This window comes from Alistipes sp. CHKCI003 (assembly GCF_900021155.1).
Classification (GTDB): domain Bacteria; phylum Bacteroidota; class Bacteroidia; order Bacteroidales; family Rikenellaceae; genus Alistipes; species Alistipes excrementavium.
In genome coordinates, this window is the sequence record NZ_FCNT01000062.1 from 1 (window position 1) to 25161 (window position 25161).

The following is a 25161-nucleotide window of genomic DNA, read 5'->3' on the forward strand; positions in this document are numbered from 1 at the left end:
ACCCTCGCAAACACGACATACACGATGTGATTCTGATGGAAGAACTCCTGCATGCCTATCAATATCAGGTGATGGGGCGGGATATATATGCCCGACAGATGAATTGCGAAATCGAAGCCAAATTGGGATGGTATATGTACAGACGAAGAGTCGGGAAGGCAGAAGGGCTCGAAAGACAACTCGGGAAAAATTACAGTTTATCTTTCAAGCGAATGGCTGCTGTCGTAAAAGCCCATGCAATTTGGACTGAAGCGGGAGCCGAATATTTCAATGATGGATACTACATGGCCTTCATTGAACTGAGCAATATAAAAGGGTACCGAGATTTAACCTTTTCAGGTGATATAGATATAGATTATCTTTCTAAACTTTTAGAAAATTGTTAAAAATAATAATCATGAAAAAAATAGTATTATCCATACTTTTGTTGAGTATATGCACTTTTATGTGCAAAGCGCAGGATTATTACAAAAATGGTGTGTCGGTCTATTCGGGCGGAATAACCTATACCGTAACATTAGACCCATTCGTTTTTACACTGAATAATGCCTCCAATCAGTTGATTCACGGAACGTGGACTTACAAAGATGGCCGTAAAATCGAATCGGACGAAGACAACGACTATTTGAATGCCGAAGTGAAGATCGATCCGGAAACATTGAAAAAAGCATTCAAAGAAACGTTCACAAAAGCAGAATATCAAAAATTAACACAGGTTCGAGAGCCGAAATTCGAGATTTATTTAGTTATCAGCGATGATGTTATCGAGGAACTGGAATTTATGATGGATATTTACGAAGCCCCGATTTTTCTGCAGATTCCGCCTGCCAAATATGCGCTGCTCGAAAAGAATATCAAGAAGTACGTGAAGATCGAAGCTAACGAATATGCTAAAAAATTCAGGTATATGCATTTGAGCAAATTCGTCGATTTCTCGAAAATTCAGATCGACTACGGCACCACCTCTCCGGGCGTGTACGTCAAGCCCGTATCGTAGCGGAAGCGAAAATAGAAAATCAGCAAACACCGAAGGGCGGGACGACGCGCACGGCATCTTTTGCTTCGGGAGATTGCCGGTACGATTGAAACGAATTCAGTGCGAATAATGAAAAAAACAGCAATTTTCCTGAGCGTTTCGTTGCTTGCGGTTCAAGCAAGCGCACAGGAATATTACCATGACGGCACCCGCATCACGGCCGACGGAATCACGTTCAACGTCCGAAAACGAATGGAGATTTTCAACCTCAGCAACGCTTCGAACCATTTAGTCAACGAGAACTGGCAGTATCTGGACGGCACGGAGGTCGACCCGGGAGCCAATAATGTCGATTATTTGAGCGCGCGGGCTTCTTTCGACTTGGAACTGATGAAGAAGGCGCTGAAAGAGACCTTCTCCAAAGCGGAATACGAACGCCTGTCCGAAGCGAAAAAATCCGGATTCAGAGTATTCTATGCGATAGACGGACAGGGAAATGTCCTCGAAATATCCTTCATTCTCAATGCCCGCCTGAATCCCGAATTGGCTCGGATTCCGCCCGAAAAATATGCGCAGCTGGAAAAGAATATCCGAAAGCATATCAAATGGGAGACCAACGAATATGCCAAAAAATTCAAGTTTCTTCATGCCTCCAGCCAGCTCCAATTTCCAGACCTGCCGATCGACTACGACTCCGAAACTCCCGGACCATACACGAAGCCCGCATCGCAAAAGGGCCCATAACGGAAAAGGGCTCTCCAACAAATCTCAGACACCCCTTTTTTTATTCGTATGCTATTCGGGAACTTTTCCGAATACGCAATTCTCAGAGCGTTGAAGAAACTTGTCAGACAGCCCCTCCGGATTCCGCAACACGGTCCGCTGCCGTCAGGCGTACTTGAAGGTCGACTCGTCCGAGACGGTCGGCTTTTTGCGGCCTTTCGCACGGCGCGGCATCAGAGCACGAACTCCACCTCCTTGAAAAGATACTCGCGCACCGCCCCGTCTTCGTGCCGCAGAATCAGCGCACCCGACGGGCGCACTCCCTCCATGACTGCCGGAGCCGTCGTACCGTCCGGGAAACGGTACGGGTGCTCCTCGCCCAGACGGTAGAGACGCATGCGATAGTCCCGCTGCAACCCATCCTTGTCTCCCGCTTCGAGCTGCGCGTAGCGTCTGTTCAGAGATTCGAGATAGGCATTCAGCAGGGTCGCACGGTCGAAATAGCGCCCCCGAAGCTGCGCCATCGACACGGGATTGGGCAGCGCGGGATCGAACGCCGACTGGTTGACGTTGATGCCGATGCCCGCGACCGAACGCGACAACGTCCCGCCGGAGAGGTTGTGTTCGATCAGAATGCCCACGAGCTTACGGTCGCCCGCATAGATGTCGTTGGTCCATTTGATGCGGGTGTCGATGCCGTGCGCCGCAAAGGTGTCGGTCAGCGCGAGCGCCACGGCCTCCGAGAGCAAAAACTGTTCGTTCGCAGGCAGGAACGTCGGTTCGAGCACGACCGAAAAGGTCAGATTCTCCCCCTTCGGGCTGCTCCATACATGACCGCGCTGACCGCGTCCGGCGGTCTGCTCTTCGGCCCAGACGACATCCCCGTGGCGGTACTGCGGATCGCGCGCATCGTCGTTGGTCGACGCGGTAAGGTCGATGTGATGGATCATGGCATCAGGCTGTTACGCCGAAATCGCGCAGAGCGTCGTTCAGCGAGGTTTTCTTGTCGGTGGACTCTTTGCGGCGGCCGATAATGAGCGCGCAGGTTACGTCGTATTCGCCGGCGGGGAACCGTTTTTTGTAGCTGCCCGGAACGACCACCGAACGTGCCGGCACATACCCTTTATAGGTAACGGGTTCCGGGCCCGTTACGTCGATGATGTGCGTCGATCCGGTGATGACCGTATTCGAGCCGAGCACCGCCTCGCGGCAGACGTGCGCCCCTTCGACCACGATCGACCGCGAGCCGATGAAACAGTTGTCTTCGACGATCACCGGCGCGGCCTGCACCGGTTCGAGCACGCCGCCGATCCCCACGCCTCCCGAGAGATGGACGTTGCGGCCGATCTGCGCACAGGAACCCACCGTGGCCCACGTGTCCACCATCGTTCCCGTGTCGACATAGGCACCGATGTTGACGTAGGAGGGCATCAGGATCGCACCCGGCGCGATGTAGGCGCCGTAGCGGGCGACGGCATGGGGCACGGCCCTCACGCCCAGCGTCTCGTAGTCGTGCTTGAGCTCCATCTTGTCGTACCACTCCAGTTCGCCGGCGCGCATCGTGCGCATCTGCTGCGTGGGAAAATAGAGGATGATCGCCTTTTTCACCCATTCGTTCACCTGCCAGAGACTCTGCTCCGCATCGACGGGCCGTGCCGTGCGCAGACGCCCCTTGTCCACTTCGTCGACCACGGCCCTCAGGGCCGCACGCACTTCGTCGCTCGACAGCAGCGAGCGGTCGTCCCACGCACGCTCCACGGTGTTTTTCAGTTCCTTATACATACTCTCGATCGTTGTCGGTTCCTTTCGGTGCGTCCAAAGTTACGGAAAAACTTCGGGACCCGCGGGATAAACCGCCAACTTTTTCCTAACTTTGTACCGATACGGCCTTGCGGACGGGCGCGGAGGCACGAACCGTTCACGTGCCGGCCGTCTGCGGATTCGCCGGCGCGCGTGTCGGCCGCAACCAACTATGAAGAGCATCGAACACCGGCCTTACCCCGCGGCCGAGCGGGGCACGGCGACGGACAACTATTTCGGCACCGAGGTTCCGGACCCCTACCGCTGGCTCGAAGACGATGCGTCGGAGGCGACGGCGGCGTGGGTCGCGGCCGAGAATGCCGTAACGGAGGACTACCTTTCGCGGATTCCCTTCCGCGAAGCGATCCGCCGACGCCTCGCGGAACTGTGGGACTATCCGAAAAAAGGAATTCCCGAACGTCATGGCCGCTTCGACTATTGCTTTTGCAACGACGGATTGCAAAACCAGCCCGTCCTTCTCCGCAAGCCCGTCGAAGGCGGCGAGGCGGAGGTGTTTCTCGATCCCAACACCCTCTCCGCGCAGGGGACCGTGGCGCTCGGAACGGTGCGTTTCTCCGAGGACGACGCCTATTGCGCCTACACCCTCTCCGAATCGGGTTCGGATTGGGCGGAGATCCGCGTGCTGCGCACCGCCGACAAGACGCCGACGGACGATCGGATCGAATGGGTCAAATTCTCGGGCGCCTCGTGGGCCGGCGATTCTCGGGGATTCTATTACAGCGCCTACGACGCCCCGCAGACGGCGGGACGCTACTCGGCCCGGAACCGGCACCAGAAAATCTGCTATCATGCGCTCGGCACGCCGCAGAGCGCCGACCGGCTCGTCTACGAGGACAAGGAGCATCCGCTGCGCTACTTCAGCGCATGGGAGAAGGGGGGCTGGCTCTTCGTCGTCGCGTCGGAGGGCACGTCGGGCAACGAAATCCTGTGCCGCAGGGTCTCCGAGCCGGACGCCCCGCTGCGCGTATTGCTGGCGGGCTTCGACGCCGACTTCGAACCCGTCGATTGCAGGGACGGGTTCCTCTACTACCTCACCGACCGCGACGCTGCGAACAGGACGCTGCGCCGGATCGCTCCCGACGATCCCGCGCACGACGAGGTCGTGATCGCACAGAAGGACCGCCCGCTCGAAAGCGTTGCCGCCGTCGGAGGCTATCTGATCGCCACCTATCTCGAAGAGGTCCGGAGCAGGGTGTTCCAATACGACTCGACCGGCCGTCCGGTCCGCGAGATAGCCCTGCCGGGCCGCGGCACCGTCTCGGGATTCGCCGGCAAGGACGCCGCCGCGGAGGTGTGGTACTCCTACACCGACTTCCTCACCCCGCCGGTCAACTGCCGCTATACGCTCGCCACGGGCGAATCGGAGGCGGACGAGACACCGCCGCTCCGGTTCGATCCGTCGCTCTATACGACCGAACAGGTCTTCTATCCCTCGAAGGACGGCACGCTCGTCCCGATGTTCGTCTCGCATCGCAGGGACCTCGTGCGGGACGGTTCGAACCTCTGCTATCTGTACGGCTACGGCGGTTTCGGGATCAGTCTCACGCCGAATTTCAACCCCTCGGCCCTGCTTCTGATGGAGCAGGGGGCCGTCTATTGCGTGGCCAACCTGCGCGGCGGCGCCGAGTACGGCGAACGGTGGCACAAGGCCGGCATGCTGGGCGACAAACAGCGGGTCTTCGACGACTTCATCGCCGCGGCCGAATGGCTCGTCGCGCAGGGATACACTTCGCCCGCGAAGCTCGCCATCGCCGGCGGCTCGAACGGCGGGCTGCTCGTCGGGGCCTGCGAGGCGCAGCGCCCCGACCTCTTCGCCGTCTGTCTGCCGGCCGTGGGCGTGATGGACATGCTCCGCTACCACCGTTTCACCGTCGGCTGGGGCTGGGCCGTGGAGTACGGCACGAGCGAATGCGAGGAACAGTTCGGGTGGCTCTACGCCTACTCTCCGCTGCACAACCTCCGCGAGGGCGTCGCCTATCCGGCGACGCTCCTGACCACGGCCGACCGCGACGACCGTGTGGTGCCGGCCCACTCGTTCAAGTTCGCGGCCCGGATGCAGCACTGTCAGGGAGGCCGCGCGCCCGTCCTGATCCGCATCGAACGCGACGCGGGGCACGGCGCCGGCAAGCCGACCGCGAAGCGGATTGCCGAAACCGCGGACGTCTACTCGTTCCTCTTCCAGAACACGGGGACGCCCTACGACCCCGACCGCTCGGACGCGCCGCCCGAACGGTCGGACACACCGCCGGGCGTCCCCTCCCGTACCCTGCGGTGCGAGGATTCGCGGACGGACCGAACCCGCGCATGCGGCCGGAACTCCGGCCCGCGGCGGCCCGCTCCGAAAAACGGAGAGACGATAACCGATACAATCCAACGATCAGAACTATGAAAGTCTATAAATTCGGAGGCGCCTCGGTGCGGAATGCCGACGGAGTGCGCAATCTGCAAAAGATCATCGGCGGCGAACGCGACCTGTTCATCATCGTTTCGGCGATGGGCAAGACGACGAACGCCCTCGAACGAGTATTCGAAGGGCTCCGACAGGGCGACCGCGCCGCAGCGGCGGAGCGGATCGCCGAACTGCGCGAGTACCATGCCCGGATCGTCGAAGATCTCTGGCACGGTCCGACGAAGCTCGACCGCGTGGAGGCGCTCTTCGACGAACTGACCCGCATCGCCGCCGAAACGGACTACGATCCCCGCGATGCCGAACTCTGGTACGATGCCATCGTCGCCTACGGCGAGCTGGTCTCGACCTCGATCATCTCCGAGTACCTCGCGTTCGCCGGCACGCCGAACCGCTGGATCGACATGCGCCGCTGTTTCCTCACGGAGCAGCGCCACAAGGATGCGGGCGTAGATATCGAGGCTTCGGCTCCGCGGCTCAAAGCCGCTCTGGCCGACGCGGGCGGCAGCGTCTTCGTGGGGCAGGGTTTCATCGGGGGCGCTCCCGACGGTACGACCGCGACCCTCGGCCGCGAAGGTTCGGACTACTCGGCAGCCGTCGTGGCCCACATCCTCGATGCGGAGTCGATGTCGGTGTGGAAGGACGTGGACGGGGTGATGAACGCCGACCCCAAGACCTTTCCCGATGCCGTGCAGATCCCCGAGCTGAATTACCTCGATACGATCGAGCTGGCTTACAGCGGCGCTCAGATCATCCACCCCAAGACGATCAAACCGCTGCAAAACAAGAATATCCCGCTCTACGTGCGCCCGTTCGGCGACAAACGCAAGCCGGGAACCGTCATCCGGGGCGTGTCGGCGCCCGTGGAGGTGCCCATCCTCATCCTGAAGAAAGGGCAAGTGCTGCTGACGATTCGCTCGCGCGACTTCTCGTTCGTGCTGGAGGAGAAGCTCGGGACGATTTTCTCGCTGCTGGAGCGCTACCGTATCAAGACGAATCTGGTGCATAACTCGGCCGTGAACCTGAGCCTCTGCGTGGACGACACGTGGCATATCGACAAGGCGGTCGCAGCCCTGCGCGAGGCGGGGTTCGATGTGATGAAAGCCGTGGACATGGAGTTGCTGACCATCCGCGGCTACACGGAACCGCTCTTCCTCAAATACGCCCAAATCGGTCCGAAAGTCTTCATCCGCCAGACGACCCAGTCCACGGTCCGCCTCGTCCGCAAGCGGTAGCGGGGCCGGACCGGGTGTGCGGAACGCGATACCCCGCCCGCCGCACGGAGTTCCGCCGACCGCAGGTCGAGGGGCGAATCCGGAGAAAGACTCCTTACGGTCGGCGCCCACCCATCGAAAAAGGCCGCACCTGCTTTCCCTGCGATCGAAGGGGGGGGGACGAAGTGCGCTCCCCGAACGAACCGAGGCGCCAAAGAGGCGCCGCAGCCGTCGGTGCGCACGGACGTGCGAATGCGACCGTGGGGCGGAACGCCCGCCAAGAGCGCCGCGGAGCGGCATGCGGTTCTGCCTGCGACGCGGGACAGATGCGGAAGAGACCGTCCGGCAAGTTTCTCCTCGCAGCGGATCGCGCGTCCGGATGAGCTTCCGGAGCGGTACGAACGAAAGAGGCTGTCTAAAATCTTCAGACAGCCTCCATTTTTTCGGTTTCGGCAGAGCCCCCTCAGATCGAAATGTCGAGAATTTCGAAATGCAGCGTACCGGCCGGCACTTCGACATCCACGTGATCGCCCTTTTTCTTGCCCAGCAGCGCTTTGGCGATCGGGGTGCCGATCGCCAGCTTGCCCTCGCGGAGATTGGCTTCGTGCTCGGCGACGATGGTATAGACCATCTGTTTGTTATTGTTGTGGTTGAGCAGCGTTACCTTGCTCAATATCTGCACTTTGCTTTTGTCGATCTTCGATTCGTCGATCACGCGGGCATTGGCCAGCGTATCCTCCATCTTGGCGATGCGCATCTCCAGCAGTCCCTGTGCCTCGCGTGCGGCGTCGTACTCCGCATTTTCCGAAAGATCGCCCTTGTCGCGGGCCTCGGCGATCGCCGCCGAGATGGCCGGGCGCTCCACCGAACGCATATGATCCAGTTCGTCCTTGAGCTTCTTGTACCCCTCAGCCGTCAGATAAATAATCTCTTTTGCCATAATTTTAAGTAATTTCCTGCGATGAAACAGAAAAAAATAAGAATTCCAACCCGTGAAGGTCAGAACCCCATCGTATCCGTATCACAAAGGTAGAAAGTTAAATCCGATTTTCCAAATCTTTTTTTGGCACGAAGCGTGCCGCGCATCGGGGCATGTCCGTCTTCCTTCCGCTCGTCGCCGTCCACCTCGCATGGACGGCCGCAGCCGCCGTGGTCATCACGCGCCGCACGCGCAATCCGGCGTCGGCCGGGGTGTGGCTGCTGCTGGTAGCGCTGCTGCCCGCAGTCGGCTCGCTGCTCTACGTGCTGGCCGGCTGGCATGCCGGTCCGCACGCGGCCGAGCCCGTGCCGCCGCCGGCCGCTTCCGCCGCCCCGTCGGGTGCGTCGTCCGAAACGGGCGTCCGCCCGCGGACGGCTCCCGATGCGGCCGCGCCGGAGCGGACACGCTCCGCGCCGGTCGGGCGGCTCCGGCGGCTCATCGCCCGCAACTGCGGCACGGATGTGCGGCTGCACAACCGCGTCGAACTGCTCCACAACGGAAACAACGCCTTCTCGTCGCTCATCGCCTCGCTTCAGCGCGCCTCCCGGTCGATCCACATGGAGTACTACATCTTCCGCGACGACCGCATCGGACGCACGATCGCCGAGATCCTCATGCGCAAGGCCCGTGCCGGCGTCGAGGTGCGCGTGATCTACGATGCGTTCGGATCGCGCGGCCTGAGCCGGAAAGCCCTCGACCGGCTCCGCCGGGCCGGCGTCGAGGTGCGTCCCTATGCTCCCATCCGCTTCCCGTGGTTCACTCCGCGGGCCGACCGGCGCAACCACCGGAAAATAGTCGTTACGGATGGGAAGACGGCCTTTCTGGGTGGCATCAATATTGCGAAATACTACCTCGACGGAAATTGCATGGGCCGATGGCGCGACGAGCATCTGCGGATCGAAGGCGACGCCGTGGCCGATCTGCAACGGCTCTTCATCGCCGATTGGGAGCGTTCGGGCGGCCGCATAGCCGACCCTTCGGGCCTGTTCGCACCGCACCGGATCGCTGGGCGGCTCCCGATCCAGATCGCATGGTCCGAGGAAGGTCCCGCACGGCACACGCTCGCCGAAGCCTTCGCCGCGGCCATCGTCCGCGCCAAGCATACGGTCAGGCTCTCGTCGCCCTACTTCATGCCGCCGCCCGTCGTCCTCGATGCGATCCGCATCGCCGCGCACAGCGGCGTGCGCGTGGCGGTGATGATCCCCGCGTGCAGCGACTCGCCGCTGACGGATCTCGTGTCGGAGTCGTATGTGGACGATCTGCTCGATGCAGGCGTCGAACTCTACCGCTACGACAACGGGTTTCTGCACGCCAAGGTGCTCGTCGCGGACGACGACACCGCCTCGGTCGGCACGGCCAACATGGACTACCGCAGCCTGCAGGACAACCTCGAGGTTACGGCCTTCCTCTACGGGCGCGCCGTCGTGCGCGAGCTCGCCGCGACGTTCGACCGCGACCTCGGGCGGTGCGTGCGGATCGGCCGCACCGACTGGCGGAACCGCCCCCTGTGGCGGCGCACGCTGGGCAACCTGCTGCGGCTCGCGGCCCCTCTCATGTGAAACTCCGCCGCAACCGTTTGACATACGTTACGCACCATGAAGCACTGTCTCCTGCTCTTCGCGGCGCTGGTCCTGTCCGGCGCCGCTTCCGCACAGCGTCTCCGGCTCGGCGTGCGCGCCGGCATGAACACGTCGGATTACCGGTTTTCGACCGTCCGGATCGGCGACACCTACGTGTCGCGGGGCGGCGCACGTGCGGGATTCGACGTGGGGCTGGTCTTCCGGTACGACCTCTCGCGCCGCTTCCATCTGCAAGCCGAAACCGACTACGTCTTCGCCAACTACGCCTACCGCCTGCGCGGCGGGGCCGTGCACGACGTGCGCATACGGGCCGAACGGCTCGAAATCCCGGTCGAACTGGGCTTCCGATTCGCCAAGGTGCTCCGCCTGTTCGGGGGCGCGGTCTTCCGAGCGACGAACAGCCAGCGCAGCTCGGCGCCCGGGATCTTCCGGGTCAAGTTCAACGACGGCGACGTAGCGCTGACCGGCGGTCTGGGCGTCCAAATCCGCAGTTTCTTCCTCGATTTCCGCATTACGCTCCATCCGCAGGGGCGCACATGGAACACCTTCACCCTCGCCGGCGCGGAGCCGCAACGTGTCGGGATCGGACGCAACATCCTCTACGGCGGCTCCATCGGCCTGTTTTTCTGACCGCGGCACACGCCCGCTCCGCACCTCTTCCGGCGCGGCGTTCGCGTTTTCGCAGCCGGACAGGCGCCGCAATAAATTTATTTGCGAGATCGTTAAATAATGCGTAACTTTGCGCACTAAAGCGCTGTAAAATTTTCGATGAAGAGAGCGAAACTATACGCCGCGTGCGGCGCCGTCGCGCTGCTGATCCCGGCAGGCTGCGGGGGCCTCACCGGCATTCTCCGGAGCGGCGATCCCGAGCTGGTTTACGACAAGGCGTTGGAGTACTACGACGCGGGCAAATGGTCGCGGGCCTCGACGCTCTTCGAAGGGATCGGCAACATCTACAACGGCACGCCGCGCGAGGACAGCATCGCCTTCTTCAACGCCCGCTGCAAATTCAAAGTCCACGACTACAACACCGCGGCCGAACTGCTGGACCAGTTCCGCCGCCGCTACGGACGCAGCGTCTTCATCGAAGACGCCGAAGGCATGTACGCCCTCTGTTTCTACCACATCGCCCCGGCCCCCACGCGCGACCAGACCATGACCGGACGGGCCCGCGTAGCGATCAACGAGTTCATCTCGCGCTACCCGCAGAGCGAACGGGTCCCCGCTTTCCGCGAAATCGACGCCGAACTGCTCCAGCGGCAGTACGACAAAGCCTACTACAACGCCTACACCTACTACAAGATCGGACGCTACAAATCGGCGATCGTCGCGTTGCGCAACGCGCTGAAGGAGTACCCCGAGAGCAATCACCGCGAGGAGATCATGTATCTGATCGCGTTATCCGGCTACAAGCTGGCGGACAACTCGGTCTCCGACAAGCAGACCGACCGCTATCTTTCGGCGCTCGACTCCTACTACTCGTTCGTCGAGGAGTATCCCGAGTCGACGCACCGCAAGGAGCTCGACCGGCTCACGCAGCACGCCAAGGACTACCTCGCCAAGAACGCCAAGGAAGAGAACACAGCAATAGAATAAGATGGAAATCAAGAAAAACATCCCGAACAACACCATCACCCGCAAACTGGCGGATCTGGACCGCGAGACGGGCAACGTCTACGAGAGCGTGAACATCATCGCACGTCGCGCCAACCAGATCGCCACGGAGCTCAAAACCGAACTCAACCGCAAGCTCGCCGATTTCTCGTCGCCCACCGACACCATGGAGGAGACCTTCGAAAACCGCGAGCAAATCGAGATTTCGCGTTACTACGAGCGCTTGCCCAAACCGGCGATCATCGCCACGGAGGAGTTCCTCGACGGCGAGCTCTTCTGGAAGGACGGCAAGCGGAAAGAGGACAAGGAGGCCTGATCCGCCCATGTTGCAGGGGAAACACATTTTGCTGGGCATCACGGGCAGCATCGCCGCCTACAAGTCGGCGGCGCTCTGCCGTCTGCTGAAGACGGCCGGAGCCGAGGTGCAGGTCCTGATGACGCCGCTGTCCAAGCAGTTCATCACCCCGCTTACGATGGCCACGCTCTCCAAGCGTCCGATTCTGGTCGAGTTCTTCGACCCCGAGAACGGCGCGTGGAACTCCCATGTGTCGCTCGGCGAGTGGGCCGACTGCCTCGTCGTCGCTCCGGCGACGGCCAACACGCTGGCGAAGATGGCCCACGGCATCGCCGACAACCTGCTGCTCGCCGCCTATCTGTCGGCCCGCTGTCCCGTGGCCGTGGCTCCGGCGATGGATCTGGACATGTATGCCCATCCGTCCACGCAGGAGAATCTGCGAACGCTCGGCAGCCGCGGCGTGCGCATCGTCGAGCCCGCCGAAGGCGAATTGGCCAGCGGCCTCACGGGCAAAGGCCGCATGGCCGAACCCGATGCCATCGTCCGCGAGCTGGACGCACTTCTGACGAATCCCGAAAAAAAAAAGCGTTTAGCCGGTAAACGATTCCTCGTAACGGCAGGGGCCACGATCGAGGCCATCGACCCCGTGCGGTTCATCTCGAACCACTCGACGGGCAAGATGGGCTATGCCGTCGCGGGCGAACTGGCCGCGCGGGGCGCCGAAGTTACGCTCGTGAGCGGACGCACGACGCTGCCGGCGCCTGCGGGCGTGCGGCGCGTGGAGGTGCTGTCGGCCGAAGAGATGTACCGCGCCTCGGTCGAAGCGTTCGCCGGGGCCGACGGTGCGGTGATGTGCGCCGCCGTGGCGGACTACACCCCCGACGCGGTCTCCGACTGCAAAATCAAAAAGGGTGACGGAGAACTTTTCCTCCGCTTGCGGCGCACGAAGGACATCGCGGCAGAGCTGGGCGCCCGCAAGCAGGGGCGGCTGCTCGTCGGCTTCGCCCTCGAAACCCACGACGAAGAGGCGCACGCCCGGGTCAAACTCGAAAAGAAGCGCTTCGACTTCGTGGTGCTCAACTCGCTGAGGGACGCGGGGGCAGGATTCCGCGGCGATACCAACAAGGTAACGCTCATCGACCGCTCGGGCCGCGAAGAGCTGCCTCTGCTCTCCAAACACGAGGTCGCGGCCCGTATCGCCGACAAAATCGAAACGCTGCTATCCGAAAATTAACACCATAAGATGCTATGTTACGCCGTCTTTCCGTCGAAAATTACGCCTTGATCGACCGGCTCGAAATGGAGCTCGACCCGCATCTGAACATCATCACGGGCGAAACGGGAGCCGGAAAGTCCATCCTGCTGGGTGCGCTCGGCCTTTTGCTGGGCAACAAGAACGACGGCGCGACCCTCAAGGATGCGACCCGCAACTGCGTGATCGATGGGCTTTTCGACCTCGCGGGACGCGGCATGGAGTCCTTCTTCGACACGAACGACCTCGACTACGCCGATCTGTGCGCCGTGCGGCGGATCATCACCCCCGCGGGCAAGAGCCGCGCCTTCATCGGAGATATTCCCGTGCAGCTCGCGCAGCTGCGCGAGTTCGGCAGCCGGCTGCTCGACATCCACTCCCAGCACCGGAACTTCATTCTCTCGTCGGAAGAGTTCCGCACCTCGGCACTCGATACGTTCGCGGGCAATGCCGCCCTGCTCGGACGATACGAGAAGCAATACGCCGAACTGACCAATCTGAGGCGGGAACTGACCGTTCTGAGGAACGAAGCCGGGAACAGTCGCAAGGACGAGGAGTGGCTCCGCTATCAGGTTGAGGAGCTGACGGACGCCGACCTGCGCGAAGGGGAGCAGGCGGAGCTCGAAGCGGAGCTCGCCGTGCTCGAACACGCCGAAGAGATCGGCGAAGCGCTCGCCGGGCTGCGCAATGCGCTCGATGCCGAGGAGGTCGGGGTGCTGAGCCGGCTGAAAACGGTCGAGACCTCTCTGCTGCATCTGCGCGGCACGTACCCGCAGGGGGCCGAGGCCGCGGCACGCATCCGCTCGGTGATCGAAGAGCTGAAAGACCTCGGGGCCTCGGCCGCCGCCGACAGCGAACGGCTCGATGCCGATCCCGAACGGCTCCGGAAGGTCGGCGAACGGCTCAACACGATCTATACGCTCGAACAGAAACACCGTGCGGAGGGGCTTCCGGAGCTCATCGCCCTGCGCGACCGCTATGCCGCGCGGCTGGCTTCGATCGTCCGCGGCGACGAGCGGATCGCGGCGCTCGAAAAGCGCCTCTCCGAAGCCTCCGGGCAGGCAGAGGCTCTGGCAGCCCAGCTGCACGACGCCCGCCGAAAGGCGGCTCCGGCTTTCGAAAAACGGATCCTCGCCACGCTTTCACGGCTGGGCATGGCCGACACCGTTTTCCGCGTCGGACTGGACGACAGCGGCCCCCTCGCCCGCACGGGGCGCGACAGCGTCTCGTTCCTTTTCACCGCGAACCGCAACACCGCCCCCCAGCCCGTGGAGCGGATCGCCTCGGGCGGCGAACTGTCGCGCGTGATGCTGGCGCTCAAGGCGCTGCTGGCCGAACGGATGCAGCTGCCCACGATCCTCTTCGACGAGATCGACACGGGCGTTTCGGGCCGCATTGCCGACGCCATGGGCGAGATCATCTGTTCGTTGGCCGCCGCGATGCAGGTCGTCGACATCACCCACCTGCCGCAGGTCGCATCGAAAGGCGACACCCATTTCGTCGTCTACAAGCGCGACGGCGAAACCCGCATCGCACGTCTCACGCCCGAGGAGCGCGTTACGGAGATCGCCAAGATGCTCTCCGGCAGCGAACTCACGCCGGCCGCACTCGAACAGGCACGCATCCTGCTCGGCCGATGACGGGCCGCACCGGAGCGCGCCTGCACGGCACCCGGAGAACGGACGAACGCCCCCGCCCCGCAGACGAACCCGATCCCAACCGACGAAACCCGAAAAACCATGAAACTTAAGGACCTCCTCTTTCTCGCCGTCGCCGCTCTTCTGCTGGCGCCCTTTTTTCTGTTCCCGGATGTCTACGCGAGCTACACGGCGCTCAACGCCGCACATCCCTATCTGCTGGCTTTCCTCAAGTTCGCACTGCTGAGCACCGCCGGCGAGTGCATCGGACTTCGCATCAAGACCGGATCGTACGGCCAGCCCGGATTCGGCATCCTGCCCCGCGCCGCGGTGTGGGGTGTGCTCGGCATGTGGATCGCCTCGGCCATGAAGGTATTCTCGACCGGCGTCCCCGTCTATGCCCAAGGGCTCGGCCTCGGGGATATTCCCGCGGCCATGCAGGGCGGATTCACGCCGCTCAAGCTGCTGGGCGCCTTCCTCATCAGCACGGCGATGAACACCACCTTCGGCCCCGTCTTCATGACGCTGCATAAAATCACCGACACCCACATCCTCGAAAACGGCGGTTCGCTCCGTGCGCTCGTGAGGCCGATCCCGATGGCGCGCATCTTCGCGTCGCTCAACTGGGACGTGCAATGGAATTTCGTCTTCAAGAAGACGATCCCGTTCTTCTGGATTCCGGCTCATACCATCACCTTCCTGCTCTCGGCGCAATATCAGGTGCTCTTCGCCGCCCTGCTGGGCGTAGCGCTCGGCATCCTGCTCTCCGTCGCGGCGGTCGCCTCGCGCAAGTGAACCGTCGCCCGCCGGCCGCAACTTCGGGACGGAAGCCAGCTTCGTCCCGAGATGCAGCATGCGATTTTTTCCGACCCGATTACGTCTTTTTCCGCCGGTTCCGCGTCTTAGTGGTAAACGCGTTTTTCAAAAAAATGAAACGACCATGAAAGAAACTCCAGAAAGTTCGTCGGAACTGCTCGGACGACTCGTCGACAGCCATCACGAACAGCTCTTCCGCTTCGCGTTCTTTCGCATCGGGTCGCAAGCCGATGCCGAGGACGTGGTGCAGGAGGCCTACCTCCGGCTCGCGTCGTGCGATCTTACGCGCATCGCCAATCCGAAAGCCTACCTCTTCCGTACGGTGGCCAACGGATGCTGCGACCTGCTGCATCGCAAAACCCGCCTGCGGCCTCTCGACCGGCGCATCGAAACGGTCGACGATGAGTACGACGCCCGCGAAGAGTACGAGCGCATCGAGGCACTCCTCCGCGAATTGCCCGAGGAGCAGGCCGATGTCATCCGTCTGCACACTGCCGGTGCGCTTCGCTTCACGGAGATCGCCGAGCTGCTCGATCGTCCGGTCTCGACCGTCAAGTCGCGCTTCCGATACGGTATCGACCGACTGAGGCATTCGTTGAATGTTTTCGATAAGCCGGGTGCAGAGCCGAACGCAGTCCGGGTTCTGCCGAGACGAGAAACTGACGAAAAAAAATTCCACCTCTAAAACCACCGTAATCATGAAATGCACCGATTTTCAAACCCGTATTCCGGAACTGCTCGACGGTTCCGCCGATTTGTCCGATGATATGAAACGGCACCTCGCCCAATGCCCTGTCTGCACCGCCGAATACGAAGCGGCGCGACGCACGCTCGATGCCGTAACTCCGCGATGCCGCGTCCGACCGAGCGACGGATTCCGCGAACGGCTGCTCGGCACTCTTTCCCGTGCCGAGCGCAACCGCCGGAGCCGGCGGCGGACGCTCCGAATCGTTACGGCGACGCTCAGTGCCGCGGCGATCGTCGCACTGATCCTCCTTCCGGGTTTCCGCACCCCCGCGCAGGCCGCCCGCGGATGCTTCCGCAATGCCGCAGCGGCTCTCGACAAGGCCCGCACACTCCGCATGGAGCTGCGCATACGCACGCAACCGCAGGAGAACTTCAGCTTCACCGATCCCGAAGGGGAGTTCGTCCCCCACGTCGTTCAAGCGGTCTACGCCCCGGTGCTTCGCTGGCGCGTGGAAAAACCCGATCGCAAAGCCCTCTTCGACGGACGGCGCACGCTGCTCTGGCAACCCTCGTTGCAGGAGGGGCTGGAACTGCCCGCCGGAACCTGTGTACTCGAAGAGCTGGGAATGCTGCTCGATCCCCGCATGCTGTTCGCTACGGAAGAGCGCGCCGCCGAAATAGCGGGCGGCACCTATACCCTCACGGAAGAACGCGATACGATCCGACTGAACGTTACGGCGCCTGCCCGAGGCGATTTCAGCGAGAGCCGCTATATGCTGAACAGCTCGATCACCCAGAGCAATACCCGACGCGAATACCTCTTCGACCGGAAGAGCGGCCATCTGTTGAAAGCCCGCATCGTAGCGCTGACCGGCGCGGGCGAGCGGACGCTGCTCGAAACCGACCGCATCGACTACGACCTGCCGATCGACACCGTGCAGCTCACGACGCCTCCGGCTGGGATCGCATGGCTCGACCGTACACAGCCTCTCGCGGGCGAGAAGCTCGCCGGCATAACGGCGGAAGAGGCTGCCCGACGGATTCTGCAGGCCATGACCGTGTGGGACGAAGCGATCATCGACGAAGCCTTCTCCTTCTACGGAGCGAAACTCCGCGGCATGTTGCGCAAAGACTACGAAGGGGCCGCCGATTTCGAAGTCGGCGCACCGTTCCGTTCGGGCGCCTATCCGGGTTATTTCGTTCCGTGCGTATTCCGGATGCCCGACGGATCGACCCGGCAACTGCGGCTCGCATTGCGCAACGACAATCCCTCGGGCAGTTGGATCGTCGACGGCGGCATCTGACCGCATCGGCCTATTGGCAGGCATGAGGATCTCCGGCGGATTTACGCCTCACGAAGAATCGCATGCTCGGCAGAGGTCCCGAAAGCCGTGCGAACGAAAGAAGCTGTCGGATAGTTTTCTCGACCTTTCGAGAATTCGTCTGTCGGGGAAAACACCCGAATAGCAAGTACGAATAGAGAAGAGGCTGTCTGCGACTTGCAGACAGCCTCTTCTTCGTATGCACGGATCCGGCGGATTACATCATTCCGCCCATGCCGCCTGCGGGCATCGGGGGCATGGCGGGCTGCTCCGATTTCTTCTCGGCCAGCACGCACTCCGTCGTGAGGAACATCGACGCGATCGACGCGGCGTTCTCCAGCGCGACGCGCGACACCTTCGTCGGGTCGATGATACCCGCTTTAAACAGATCTTCGTATTTGTCGTCGCGGGCGTTGTAACCGAAGGCGTCCTTGCCTTCGCGCACCTTGTTGACCACTACCGAGCCTTCGCCGCCGGCATTGGCCACGATCTGACGCAACGGCTCTTCGATCGCACGCTTGATGATCTGGATACCGGTCGTCTGGTCTTCGTTGTCGCCCTTCAGACCTTCGAGGGCTGCCGTCGCACGGATGTAAGCCACGCCGCCGCCCGGAACGATACCCTCCTCGACCGCAGCACGGGTGGCTGCCAGCGCATCGTCCACACGGTCCTTCTTCTCCTTCATCTCGACCTCGGTCGCGGCACCCACGTACAGCACGGCCACGCCGCCTGCGAGTTTGGCCAGCCGCTCCTGCAGCTTCTCCTTGTCGTAATCGGAGGTCGCCTTCTCGATCGAGGCGCGGATCTGGGCCACACGTGCGGCGATGGCCTCCTTCTGACCCGCACCGTCCACGATGGTCGTATTCTCCTTGTTGAGCGTTACCTTGTCGGCCGTACCGAGCATCGAGAGGTTGGCATCCTCGATCTTCATGCCCTTGTCGGTCGAAATGACCGTACCGCCCGTCAGCACGGCGATGTCTTCGAGCATCTCCTTGCGGCGGTCGCCGAAGCCCGGGGCCTTGCAGGCGGCGATCTTCAGCGTGCCGCGCAGCTTGTTGACTACGAGCGCCGACAGAGCCTCGCCGTCCACATCCTCCGCGATGATCAGCAGCGCACGCCCGCTCTGAGCCACCGGCTCCAGCACGCCCATCAGCTCCTTCATCGTCGAGATCTTCTTGTCCGTGATGAGGATATAGGGCTTTTCGAGCTGCGCCTCCATCTTCTCGGCGTCGGTGATGAAGTAGGCCGAAATGTAACCGCGGTCGAACTGCATGCCTTCGACCACCTCCACGTGGGTCTCCGTGCCTTTGGCCTCCTCGACGGTGATGACGCCCTCCTTGTTGACCTTAGCCATCGCTTCGGCGATCAGCTTGCCGATGTTGTGGTCGTTGTTAGCCGAAATAGAGGCCACCTGCTCGATCTTGGCGATGTCGTTGCCGACGGTCTGACTCTGCTTCTTGAGCGATTCCACGACCACGGCCACAGCCTTGTCGATACCCCGCTTGAGGTCCATCGGATTGGCGCCCGCCGTAACATTCTTGAGGCCCACGCCGATGATCGACTGCGCGAGCACCGTAGCCGTCGTGGTGCCGTCGCCGGCGTCGTCGTTGGTCTTCGATGCCACCTCCTTGACCATCTGGGCGCCCATGTTGGCGAACGAATCCTCCAGCTCGACCTCCTTGGCTACCGTAACGCCGTCCTTGGTGATCTGGGGGGCGCCGTATTTCTTGTCGATGATGACGTTGCGGCCTTTGGGGCCGAGCGTTACCTTCACTGCATTCGACAGCGCGTCGACACCCTCCTTGAGCAGTTCGCGCGCCTCAACGTTATATTTGATCTCTTTTGCCATGACTTTTCACGTATTTTAGATGATTGCCAGAATATCGTTTTGCTTCATAATCAGGTAGTCGGTTCCGTCGATCGAAATCTCCTGTCCGGCATATTTGCCGTAGAGCACCTCGTCGCCTACCTTGACTTCCATCTTCACTTCCGAAGTTCCGGGTCCTACGGCGATCACTTTGCCTGCCAGCGGTTTCTCCTTGGCGGTGTCGGGGATGATGAGGCCGCCGGCGGTCTTCTCTTCGGCGGGATTGGGCTGGATCAGTACACGATCCGATAATGGTTTGACTTTCATAGTTCTACTAATATTTATAAAATTGAATCCAGATATCTTTCGGGATTTTCTTCCCGTTTGCACCTACTGTTCCAACAAGAGATATGCCAAATGGATTTTGGCAGGCAAATGTGCCAAAAACGCGGAAACGGACTGACATTTTGTCATAAAGCAGATTTTTAGTCCGTTTTTTTTGCGCGGAACGAAAAAGTGTATTACATTTGCACTCCGATACGGCTTTCGTATCGAAACGGTGGATGTAGCTCAGTCGGTTAGAGCACCGGATTGTGGTTCCGGGTGTCGTGGGTTCGAGTCCCATCTTCCACCCTGCAAAGGCTCTCTTCGGAGAGCTTTTTTCGTCGATACGCCTCCCCGGCCGATCCGTCCGGCGTTTTCTCATGCCGCTTCCACACGCTCAAGTTTCGGCGCTTCGCATCCGGATGCGGGCATATACCCGCCGGAGCCGCTCGCACCGCACCCCGATCGTTTTTGCCGGAAGATTCTGTCGAAAACGGGAGAGGTGCAGAATAGCGAAATTCTGCACCTCTCCCGTTCCGTTGCAAGGACCAATAAGAAGACCTCAAGACTTAGGTCGGAGGTCGCATGCCGAACCGCACGGCCGGACCGTGATAGCGGTACGGACACGGCCGTGCGCTCGTCGACGACACGTCGTCCGAACTCTTTCCGGCCTCGGCGCCCTTATGCCCCGATCACAGTTCGCACCACGGCAGGATCATCCCCGTGTGCGTCGCATCGCTCCACAGCCACAGCCGTTCGCCGTCCTGCTTCAGCAGCACGACATCCTGCATCTTCTTGTCCGAAAGTTTGAAACCGACGCTGGTAAGTTCGCCCGACACGGCCTTGCTTTCCTGCGGCATTCCTCCGAGCACGATCTCGACATACTGCATGCCGGCGTCATCCATGATCCGGAACCGGTATGTCGACGGGGCGACGCTCGCCTGATGCGTTTTTTTATCGAACCGCAGCGCGGCGCTGCCGTTGACATAAATGCCCATATCCGTTTCGGCCAGCAGCGCCTCGCGCTGACCGGCCAGCACGGAATCGCTCGTTTCGTCTTCTGCGCAGGACACAGCGCCCAGCAGCAGAACGGCAATCATATATTTCAAAAGTTTCATCCGATCGACTATTTAACGGTGATATATTTGATAAGGTACTCTTTCGTTCCGTCCTGCGCAACGACCGCAGCGACGAGCCGGTGTTCGCCCGCAGGCAATTTCGTATAATGCTCCTCCAAGAGTTCGTCGTTCACATACCACTCCACCCGCTCCGGCGTTCCCGCGTAGTTGCGGATGCCCAACGCCACATACTCGTTCGAATCGTACTCGGATTGCGAAAGGTTGATGGCAGCCGCCCGGTTCTCTTCGATGGCCAGCGTCGTGAATTCGTAGATCTGCGCCTTCACTTCCTCGCCGCCGGCCGGCGTAAGCGTCAGTTCGTATGTCGTCGCAGGCATGAGGTTGTCCAGATAGAGCACCCCTCCGTCCGCCTCCGTTTCGCTGGATTTGCCGTCGCTCAGCGAGGTACACTTCACGTTCCATTTATCCGCCTGCGAATCGTCCCACGTAAGCAGGGCATCGAACTGATTGAAGCGCACGAGGAGTCCGTAGTCGGTTTCCCCGCCAGCCGTCCGCGTGCGTGCACGCATTTTGACGGCATCCTCACCGACGACGATGCCGGTAAACGACAATTTGGGTTCGCTGCCGCTCCACGAGAGATAGTCCCTGTTGCTGGTCGAAGTCAGGGTTACGACATTCTCGGCCCCCGGGAAAAACGTGCGCGAAGGCGTCATCGCCGAAGACTTGCCGGGTACGGAGCGCACGATCTTGGCGCACTCGTGATCGGGATTGACATTGAGCGTATTGTCGATCCACGCGCTGCGGTACTGGTCCGTATTGTCGATATGCATTACGAACAGACCCTTGCTGCCGTCCACATTGCCGTAGTAATCGTCGATATAATTGTCCCACTTGAATCCGCCGAGCGCCCGGGCCTCGATCAGAAAATAGTCGTCGTTGGTTCCCGTAGGCACCAGATACCCCTTATCCTCCCACACGGGCGAGAGCGTATATTCGCCCGCTTCGGCGAGGAGCTCCGGCTCGGCCCAGCCGACCATCCAGCGTTCGAGCATGGTCAGCGCGGGCGGCGCCATACTGTTGTAATTGTAGCTGCCGGCATCCATCAGCGAGTAATTTTCGAATCCGTCCGCCCTGCCGCCGGAGCCTTCGTAATCCGTATCGTAGAAGTCGGGCCAGCCGAGTACATGACCGAATTCATGGCAGAAAGCGCCGATTCCGGCCATCGTCGCGCCGCTGACCCCTTTCAACTCCGACGAACAGGCGTATCCGACGAGCTGCACGCCGTCGAAACGGACATCCTTGTACTTGGTGAACGCATCCACGAACCAGCGGTGGGGCCAAATGGTGTTCGCCGCCCCTTCGGCTTGGTTGTATCCGGCATAGAAGATGAAAATATCCCGAATCACCCCGTTATCGGCGAACTGCGAAAAGTCCACTCCGTCCTTATCGGCCAGTTCGCAGGCTTCGACCACGAGCTCGGGCACCCGGTCCGATCCGCTGCTGCCCGCATAGTACGAAGCCTTGTTCGATACCTTATAGGGTCCTATCACCACGAAGTCGGGGTCGAAGCGGCCGTTCGAATTGTCGTTATAATAGTCCCACGCGCTGCCGAGCGCTCCGTTGCGGCTGTATCCCTGCTCGTTGAGCAGCGCCGAGAAAGCCTGCTGCGGGGTAGGCGTGGTGAACGATTTATCGCTCGTCTCGACCAAAATGACCAGCGAACGGAGCTTACCGGTCGTTATGGATGAGGAGATCCGCCCGGGAGGTGCCGGCAAATTGCCCGAAGCGGCCGCCGCGGCAGGCACTCTCACGGGGACGGGTCTGGGGCGCTGCAACAGCGGATTGTTGTTCGCAGCGGGTCTGAGCCCACGCTGCAACGACGAGATTTCGGCGGCCTCGCTGCGGGTGAGCATCGAGACGGGCCGCGCCTTCACCGATGTCGGCACGAGCGTCCCGTCGGGAGCGAGGGTCGCATAATAGTAGTCGCCGTCCTCGCCGCCGGTCAGCGTATACCCGTCTTCGGAGAGCACATAATGGTGGAATTCATCGCCCACGACGCGCACCGTAATCTGTGTTCCGTCGCTGAGCGTGTACACGACCGGACGGGGATAAGCCGGCACGGCCGACACACTCCACACACCTCCGATCAGCACGGCGGCAAACGCCGCGATCAAATAATTTTTCCCAATCATAAATCAATGTTTTCACCGGTTCGACAAGAACCCGACTCCAAATATATACAAAATTAACTAAACACCGCACGTTTCTCCGATTTTTTTCGAATCCCGCCGCCTTCGAACCAAAGATTTAACAACCGGCCGGTTTCGTTTCCGGCAACCTTTCCGACAAAAAAATCCGCGCATCGCATTGCATTTGGCGGAATATGGTTAACTTTGTCCTATGACTTCACTCTACCACGACATCATTTTCGGTCCCGTGCACTCGCGCCGGCTGGGGCTTTCGCTGGGCGTCAACCTGCTGCCCACCGAGTCGAAGCTCTGTTCGTTCGACTGCATCTACTGCGAATGCGGCTGGAATGCCGAACATCCGGGGCGCCGCCGTTTCAATGCCCGCGCCGACGTGGCGCGTCTGCTGGAAGAGACGCTGCGGCGCATGGTCGCCGACGGCACGCCGCCCAACGTCATCACCTTCGCAGGCAACGGAGAACCCACGATGCATCCCGAGTTCGAAGCCATCATCGGCGACACGCTCGCCCTGCGCGACGCGCTCTGCCCGACGGCGAAGGTCTCCGTGCTGAGCAACGCCACGCAGATCGGCCGCGAAGAGGTGCGCCGCGCGCTCATGCGCGTCGACAACAACATCCTCAAACTCGACTCGGCATTCGACGAAACGGTGCGCCTGATGAACAATCCCATGGGAAGTTATACCGTAGCCGAGACCGTGCGCAACATGCAGCTTTTCGACGGACGTCTGATCGTACAGACCATGTTCCTGCGAGGCGAATGCAACGGCCGCACGATCGACAACACCACCGAAGAGGAGGTCGCGGCATGGCTGGAACTCATCGCGCGGATCCGTCCTTCGAAGGTGATGGTCTACTCGCTCGACCGCGATACGCCCTGCCAGACGCTCGAAAAAGTGGACAAGGAGGAGCTTCGTCGCATCGCTGCGCGGGTCGAAGCGCTCGGCATCCCTTGTCCCGTAGCCTGATCCGGCGGTAAGGGAGCGGGCATGCCGTAGGTGACGCCTCTTTAAAACTAAGAGAAATTACGGCATTGCCTGCTCCCCGCCTCCGGTTCGGAACGCAACATACGGAATGACCGCTCGCCGGCTCGAAGTCGGATGTTCCCTGTTCCGCCGAAGGTGCGTGCGTTCCCGGCAAGGGGCGGAACGGGTTGCAGCTCCACGGCTGCGGCTCTCCGACCGCTCTTTCACCCGCCGCGAACCGCATGCCCGAAGAGGGGTTCGGCCGGCGATACGCATAAAAGAGGCTGTCTGCGCTCGTCAGACAGCCTCCGTTTTTTCATCTGCCCCTCGTCGCCGGACGGGGCCGAAACACCCGCCCGGTCGCATTCCGGCCGGACCCGGATGTCGGGAGGGGGCACAGGACGCCCTCAGCTCCGCATCCGGCAAGGCCACCGGAACCGAAGACCGTGGACGCACCGTTCCGCCCGTGCGGGCGATCCGTCCGACATAGGCCATGCGCCGCGGCGGCAGACGTCTGCGCCGACCGCGGATTCGCGGAACTTATTTCAGCGCTTCGATCACCCGGCCGATCAGTTCGGGAATCCGGTGCTCCTCCTGTGCGGTGTAGAAGTTGCCGTCGATCTCGAACGGGGCATCCGTCGCCGTACCCTTCTGCACGGCGGCTTTGGCGAGCGGATGGACGGCCAGCCGTCGGCCGTCGGCGATTCCCGCGAAGTCGAACATCATTCCGGCGGCGCAATGTCCGATCATGATCTTCCCTTTTCGTCCGAACGTTCCGAGCACCTCCATCAAATCGACGTTCCACGGCTCCGACGCATGCTGTGCGAAGACCGGCATTGCGTCGCCGCATGCAAAGACAAGCGCATCGTACTCGTCCTCGCGGCCCTTGAGGCGTGCGATCGCATCGTCCGCCGTCAGCGCAACGCCCGAATTGGTCCGGATGACCGGACCGTCCGCCACGGCGAAGAGCGTGTAGGGAATTTTGTTCTCATAGAATGCTTCCAAATACTGGAACAGGCCCATCCCGTTCACGGGATTCACGGCCAGCACGGCTGCTTTTTTCGACATGTTTTTTCTTTTTTTAATGATACGACGGTCGTCGAACGTAAGTTCGCTGTCCCTGTCGGCAAAAGTAGCCGAATCGTACCGGATAAACAAGAAGGCTCCCGCGGATGGATCGGTTCGGTATTGCAAATACTGCTGTAAATCAAAGAAATAAAATAATGGAAAACCGAAAGATTTTCATCCGCGCGGAATGTGCCCCGTCCGGGACGTACCGTGCAGATCGGGCGCCGGATGGCCGAAGCCGCTCCTGCCGGCGCTCCGGACCCGACGGCGCGATGCGCTTCAGCGAGTTTCGGCGGAGCGTGGAAGCCATTTCGCACCGGATGTTCGCGGCAGCGCTCCGTATGTCCGAAGTGAACGGGACGGTCGCCTCCCCGCCCCGGTCTATGCCGAAG

The 25161-nt window shown here is 61.1% G+C and carries 23 protein-coding genes, 1 tRNA gene and 1 pseudogene; 17 read left to right on the top strand and 8 right to left on the bottom strand.

Going from position 1 to position 25161, the window contains the following annotated elements:
* The 3 genes from BN3659_RS08745 to BN3659_RS08755 form a co-directional block, all read left to right on the top strand.
* Nucleotides 1-386, top strand: a 386-nt coding sequence (locus tag BN3659_RS08745; protein WP_216092800.1) for a hypothetical protein, incomplete at its 5' end; no start/stop codon positions are given.
* Nucleotides 387-397: 11 nt separating this feature from the next.
* The gene (locus BN3659_RS08750) at nt 398-997 is read left to right on the top strand and encodes a DUF5043 domain-containing protein (protein ID WP_141682545.1); all 600 of its coding nucleotides are present in this window, start codon (nt 398-400) and stop codon (nt 995-997) included.
* A gap of 108 nt (nt 998-1105) precedes the next feature.
* On the top strand, nt 1106-1720 hold the full coding sequence (locus BN3659_RS08755) for a DUF5043 domain-containing protein (protein WP_091536278.1): 615 nt from the start codon (nt 1106-1108) through the stop codon (nt 1718-1720).
* 212 nt (nt 1721-1932) lie between these two features.
* Here BN3659_RS08755 and BN3659_RS08760 read toward each other — a convergent pair whose 3' ends face one another.
* On the bottom strand, nt 1933-2649 hold the full coding sequence (locus BN3659_RS08760) for a biotin--[acetyl-CoA-carboxylase] ligase (protein WP_091536280.1): 717 nt from the start codon (nt 2647-2649) through the stop codon (nt 1933-1935).
* A gap of 4 nt (nt 2650-2653) precedes the next feature.
* Nucleotides 2654-3481 carry a 2,3,4,5-tetrahydropyridine-2,6-dicarboxylate N-succinyltransferase gene (locus tag BN3659_RS08765; protein WP_091536281.1) on the bottom strand — a complete coding sequence of 276 codons (828 nt, stop codon included), beginning with the start codon at nt 3479-3481 and terminating at the stop codon, nt 2654-2656.
* Between the two features lie 190 nt (nt 3482-3671).
* Here BN3659_RS08765 and BN3659_RS08770 point away from each other — a divergent pair, with 190 nt between their 5' ends.
* Nucleotides 3672-5909 carry a prolyl oligopeptidase family serine peptidase gene (locus BN3659_RS08770; protein WP_091536283.1) on the top strand — a complete coding sequence of 746 codons (2238 nt, stop codon included), beginning with the start codon at nt 3672-3674 and terminating at the stop codon, nt 5907-5909.
* A complete protein-coding gene (locus BN3659_RS08775; protein ID WP_091536285.1) occupies nt 5906-7162 on the top strand; it encodes an aspartate kinase in 1257 nt (418 codons plus the stop codon). The genes BN3659_RS08770 and BN3659_RS08775 overlap by 4 nt, the downstream gene beginning before the upstream one ends.
* 442 nt (nt 7163-7604) lie before the next feature.
* On the opposite strand, the gene greA is transcribed toward BN3659_RS08775, so the two are convergent.
* Entirely contained in the window at nt 7605-8081 is a 477-nt protein-coding gene (greA, locus tag BN3659_RS08780; RefSeq protein ID WP_091536286.1) for a transcription elongation factor GreA, read from the bottom strand.
* 152 nt (nt 8082-8233) lie between these two features.
* On the opposite strand from greA, the gene cls reads away from it, so the two are divergent.
* From cls to BN3659_RS08825, 9 genes are all read left to right on the top strand, one after another.
* Nucleotides 8234-9679, top strand: coding sequence for a cardiolipin synthase (cls, locus tag BN3659_RS08785; protein ID WP_091536288.1), 1446 nt, complete (start codon nt 8234-8236; stop codon nt 9677-9679).
* A 36-nt stretch (nt 9680-9715) separates the two neighbouring features.
* Complete coding sequence (locus tag BN3659_RS08790) at nt 9716-10330, top strand: outer membrane beta-barrel protein (protein ID WP_091536289.1); 615 nt, start codon at nt 9716-9718, stop codon at nt 10328-10330.
* Nucleotides 10331-10468: 138 nt separating this feature from the next.
* On the top strand, nt 10469-11296 hold the full coding sequence (locus tag BN3659_RS08795) for an outer membrane protein assembly factor BamD (protein WP_091536291.1): 828 nt from the start codon (nt 10469-10471) through the stop codon (nt 11294-11296).
* A gap of 1 nt (nt 11297) precedes the next feature.
* On the top strand, nt 11298-11630 hold the full coding sequence (locus BN3659_RS08800; RefSeq protein ID WP_091536292.1) for a DNA-directed RNA polymerase subunit omega: 333 nt from the start codon (nt 11298-11300) through the stop codon (nt 11628-11630).
* A 7-nt stretch (nt 11631-11637) separates the two neighbouring features.
* Nucleotides 11638-12843, top strand: a complete 1206-nt coding sequence (gene coaBC, locus BN3659_RS08805; protein ID WP_091536294.1) for a bifunctional phosphopantothenoylcysteine decarboxylase/phosphopantothenate--cysteine ligase CoaBC — start codon at nt 11638-11640, stop codon at nt 12841-12843.
* Between the two features lie 14 nt (nt 12844-12857).
* Complete coding sequence (gene recN / locus BN3659_RS08810; protein WP_091536296.1) at nt 12858-14501, top strand: DNA repair protein RecN; 1644 nt, start codon at nt 12858-12860, stop codon at nt 14499-14501.
* Nucleotides 14502-14600: 99 nt separating this feature from the next.
* Complete coding sequence (locus BN3659_RS08815) at nt 14601-15293, top strand: hypothetical protein (protein WP_091536297.1); 693 nt, start codon at nt 14601-14603, stop codon at nt 15291-15293.
* Between the two features lie 145 nt (nt 15294-15438).
* Entirely contained in the window at nt 15439-15999 is a 561-nt protein-coding gene (locus tag BN3659_RS08820) for an RNA polymerase sigma factor (protein WP_171847739.1), read from the top strand.
* A 13-nt stretch (nt 16000-16012) separates the two neighbouring features.
* Nucleotides 16013-17305, top strand: coding sequence for an anti-sigma factor family protein (locus BN3659_RS08825; protein WP_091536301.1), 1293 nt, complete (start codon nt 16013-16015; stop codon nt 17303-17305).
* Between the two features lie 235 nt (nt 17306-17540).
* Here the strand turns inward: BN3659_RS08825 and groL are convergent, their stop codons facing one another.
* Together groL and BN3659_RS08835 are read right to left on the bottom strand one after the other, a co-directional pair.
* The gene (gene groL, locus BN3659_RS08830; RefSeq protein WP_091536302.1) at nt 17541-19172 is read right to left on the bottom strand and encodes a chaperonin GroEL; all 1632 of its coding nucleotides are present in this window, start codon (nt 19170-19172) and stop codon (nt 17541-17543) included.
* 15 nt (nt 19173-19187) lie between these two features.
* On the bottom strand, nt 19188-19457 hold the full coding sequence (locus BN3659_RS08835; RefSeq protein ID WP_091536304.1) for a co-chaperone GroES: 270 nt from the start codon (nt 19455-19457) through the stop codon (nt 19188-19190).
* A gap of 231 nt (nt 19458-19688) precedes the next feature.
* On the opposite strand from BN3659_RS08835, the gene BN3659_RS08840 reads away from it, so the two are divergent.
* Nucleotides 19689-19764: transfer RNA gene (locus BN3659_RS08840), tRNA-His, on the top strand.
* 382 nt (nt 19765-20146) lie between these two features.
* Here BN3659_RS08840 and BN3659_RS08845 read toward each other — a convergent pair.
* Together BN3659_RS08845 and BN3659_RS08850 are read right to left on the bottom strand one after the other, a co-directional pair.
* Entirely contained in the window at nt 20147-20572 is a 426-nt protein-coding gene (locus BN3659_RS08845) for a hypothetical protein (RefSeq protein ID WP_141682546.1), read from the bottom strand.
* A gap of 8 nt (nt 20573-20580) precedes the next feature.
* On the bottom strand, nt 20581-22725 hold the full coding sequence (locus BN3659_RS08850) for a M6 family metalloprotease domain-containing protein (protein ID WP_091536307.1): 2145 nt from the start codon (nt 22723-22725) through the stop codon (nt 20581-20583).
* 208 nt (nt 22726-22933) lie between these two features.
* Here BN3659_RS08850 and BN3659_RS08855 point away from each other — a divergent pair, with 208 nt between their 5' ends.
* The gene (locus BN3659_RS08855) at nt 22934-23704 is read left to right on the top strand and encodes a radical SAM protein (RefSeq protein WP_091536309.1); all 771 of its coding nucleotides are present in this window, start codon (nt 22934-22936) and stop codon (nt 23702-23704) included.
* A gap of 537 nt (nt 23705-24241) precedes the next feature.
* Here BN3659_RS08855 and BN3659_RS08860 read toward each other — a convergent pair.
* Complete coding sequence (locus BN3659_RS08860; RefSeq protein ID WP_091536310.1) at nt 24242-24769, bottom strand: DJ-1/PfpI family protein; 528 nt, start codon at nt 24767-24769, stop codon at nt 24242-24244.
* A gap of 155 nt (nt 24770-24924) precedes the next feature.
* Between BN3659_RS08860 and BN3659_RS13330 the strand changes: the two are divergent.
* Nucleotides 24925-25161: pseudogene (locus BN3659_RS13330) on the top strand (winged helix-turn-helix transcriptional regulator); the annotation flags it as partial.